The 3,242-nt window shown below is 63.6% G+C and carries 3 protein-coding genes; 2 read left to right on the top strand and 1 reads right to left on the bottom strand.

Translation table 11 applies throughout. The features are described from left to right. Nucleotides 1-113 precede the first annotated feature (113 nt). Nucleotides 114-515, bottom strand: coding sequence for a hypothetical protein (locus tag AC1DR1_RS23035; protein WP_229992267.1), 402 nt, complete (start codon nt 513-515; stop codon nt 114-116). 510 nt (nt 516-1,025) lie between these two features. Between AC1DR1_RS23035 and AC1DR1_RS23030 the strand changes: the two genes are divergently transcribed. Continuing rightward, nucleotides 1,026-1,562 carry a TetR/AcrR family transcriptional regulator gene (locus AC1DR1_RS23030; protein WP_229992268.1) on the top strand — a complete coding sequence of 179 codons (537 nt, stop codon included), beginning with the start codon at nt 1,026-1,028 and terminating at the stop codon, nt 1,560-1,562. Then, the gene (locus AC1DR1_RS23025) at nt 1,559-2,506 is read left to right on the top strand and encodes a DMT family transporter (protein WP_476967744.1); all 948 of its coding nucleotides are present in this window, start codon (nt 1,559-1,561) and stop codon (nt 2,504-2,506) included. The genes AC1DR1_RS23030 and AC1DR1_RS23025 overlap by 4 nt, the downstream gene beginning before the upstream one ends. The last annotated feature ends 736 nt before the right edge of the window (nt 2,507-3,242 follow it).

Raw genomic sequence — 3,242 nt, 5'->3', positions numbered from 1 at the left:
GCGGTAAGTGGCGGCGTTTTCACAGCGCTAAATGTCACCCCGGCCGCCCCGTTAGCCGATCGTGCAGCGGGCGGTCAGGCGGGGCAGTTGCAGAAGTCGAGGACAGGACGTCCTTACGGATTGCCCAACGGCCGCCTGAACACCCATCGCACGCCGCCTCGCGCGAGCATCAGAACGATGATCAGTGCAGTCACTTGAAAGAAGCCGCCGAGACGGACAGCGTCGCCGAATACCAGGTCAACCAGTCCGAGCACCATGAACTTGCTCCCCGGCAGCACCAGCAACAGGGTGATCGCGCTGACGATACGAACCCGCCGAGTATCAGCCGACCGGATCCGCGCAACGATTTTCTTCTTCGCCCACAGCACGACTTCAAGGACGACCTTCAGTAGGATCGCCGTCAAGAGCGCCAACAGGAATGTTTCGGATATGACGTCGGGAAACAGCTGGATGAACGCTCCCAGCACCACGAGATAGACCAGCACGTCGACGAGATCTATTGGGCGGATCCGCATCCAGCGAGTATATCGATAGCGCCCGGACCGCCCTCCTGCCCGCTTAGAGTTCCCTTCGCTCCGCTTAGTCCGTTTGCCCGTTACACGGCCTGCCCGATAAGGGTCGTTTCCCGCACACCGTTCGGCCTCAGCCAAACCGCCAAACCAGGCTGTGAAAAAACCGCCATTCCCACCGAAAAGTCACACTTGGCCAGCCGCGGAAACGCCGATTCCTATACACAGTTCGCTGACACGACTCATGAGAAACGGCGCGGCGAGTCAGGATGCCGGCGCGACACTGTCTTGTGACCGGTCGTTTGCGAAGCGCGCAAATGAGTCCTGGTGAGTTGTTCGGGGTGCGCCGGCGGCGCGGCGCACACCAGTTTCGATCTGTCGAGAACGGGCATTCCCCTTTCGTGGCGGATCAGGATGGTGTTCTTCGTCTTAAGTAGGTAGACTGGGCTACCTACTTAAGGGCGTGATGCTGTGGGTGATGGTGTGGGCCGGGAGCGGCCGGCGCGTGATCGGTTGATGACGGCCGCCGCTGAGTTGTTCTATGCGCATGGGATGGCCGCTACCGGGATTGATGCGATCACCGAGAGGGCGGGTGTGGCGCGGAAGAGCCTGTACAACAACTTCGCGTCCAAGGACGATCTGGTGCTCGCTTATATCCGGGAACGCCACCAGGAGTGGCTGGGGCTGTACGAGCTGCGCGTCGTCAATGCACAGACTTCGCGCGATCGGGTGTTGGCGGTGTTCGATGCGTATATCGACCATGCCGGCGCCGCCTACGTCCACGGGTTTCGCGGGTGCGGGCTGCTCAACGCAGCCGCCGAGCTGCCTGCGGGCGCGCCCGGGCGGGTGGCGGTCCGCGAGCACAAGGAACAGGTCGAGGCGATCCTTGCCGCTGGTCTGGCCGGGATCGTCGACGCCGATCGGGCCGCAGAACTCGCCGAGCAGTTGGCGTTCGTGCTCGAAGGTGCAGTAGCCCGCGCCGGCCTGGAGGGCTCTGTGGAGCGCTTGGTCCATGCCCGCGCGATCGCCGCCTCGCTGGTGGATACGCCGTGAGGCGCGAGAGGTTGATCGCCATCGCGGCGATCACCATCACCTCAATGCTGTGGGGCACCACGGGTACCGCCGCAACATTCGCGCCCGGTGCCGGCCCGCTGGCCATCGGAGCCGCCGCCCTGGGGATCGGCGGCGTCTTACAGGCTCTCATCGCGATCCCTGCGCTACGCGCCAGCCGCAGGCAACTACGCGCCAACCTGCCCTTGACCGCTCTGGGCGCGGTGGCGGTGGCGATCTACCCATTGGCGTTCTACAGCTCGATGCACCTGGCCGGGGTGGCGCTCGGCACCGTCGTGTCCCTGGCCTCGGCACCGCTGGCTTCCGGTGTGCTGGAATGGTTCGTCCAACGCACCCCGCTCAGCCGGTGGTGGATGCTGGCCGCCGGGCTTGGCGTAACTGGCAGCACCTTGCTGTGTCTTTCCAAGATGGCCCACGACCCCGGCGATGTCGGTTCGACGCTTGCCGGCATCGGGCTCGGTCTGGTCGCTGGCGCCACGTACGCAACATATTCGTGGTGCGCCCAACGCCTCATGAGCCGCGGCACTAGTCGCGCCGCCTCGATGGGGGCAGTGTTCGGGGCCGGCGGCATTCTGCTTGTGCCGGTCCTGCTTCTGACCGGCGCGCCGCTGATCGCGAGCTCGCAGGCGTTCGCCGTCGCAACCTACATGGCTCTAATCCCGATGTTTCTGGGCTACTTGCTCTTCGGATATGGTCTGGAGCGCGTCACGGCCAGCACCGCAACCACGATCACCCTGAGTGAGCCGGCCATTGCCGCGGTCCTGGCCGTGGCCATCGTCGGTGAACGCCTCAGCACAGTTGGCTGGGTAGGGCTTGGCATCATTGCCGTGGCTCTCGCGGTTCTGGCGATCGCGCCAACCAACACGGTTGGTGCACTGCCGAAATCCGACCCCAAGCGCGCGAGCCCTCAGATGGCCGCCCGGTAATACAGGGTCGGGCCTCGAGGAGTCCCGCACCATACGCTGTTCGATTGGCGAAGCATGCTCCCGGCCAGAAGGACCGGCCCTTAAGACACCCCGGCCTGCGGCTGGACGATCCGCTGATCAGCTATTAATGTCTTGCAGTATCGAATTCTGGCAGGGGCCCACAACGCCCCGGGAGGAGGCGCGCATCACCGCTGACCAAGACCGCCAACCTACTGTCAAATTCCTGGAAAGCCCCTCACCTGAGGGGCTTTCCCATTTCCGGTACCGGGGACCCTTGGCCGCCGCGGAAGCGAGGGGTGTCGACGGACCGGTAACCGACACCGATGGCGTCCCGCACGGGGCGTTCGGTCGCCCGCGGGCGGCGACCATCATCCGAATCACCGGCGAAATCTTCCGTCTCGGCGACAGCTTGGCACGCTCGTCCGCCGCATCCAATCGCTCTACCACCTCGATACCTCACGCCACAGATCATCGACGCCGTAAGGGAAACCCTCCTCATCGGCCACTAAGGGCTGCGAATTCACTGCCAATTAGCTCTGCGATTCACACCTAACACCTTCCCGGGCCCGGAACAGTGTCTTGAAAAGCTTTTGATTTACGAGACATAGATTTCGAAGAGTCCTATCCGGTGCAGCCAAGATTCGGCGGCTGGCATTGCGTCTCTGACTTCCTCTCCGCGGACAGCGAGTCCTTCACCGATAACCGCTGATCGGCAGGATACTGCGTAGTCTTGTTC

The organism is Arthrobacter sp. P4_F10, from assembly GCF_056401435.1.
The sequence above is the reverse complement of the archived record's forward strand: the minus strand, read 5'-3'. Positions and strand labels throughout refer to the sequence as shown.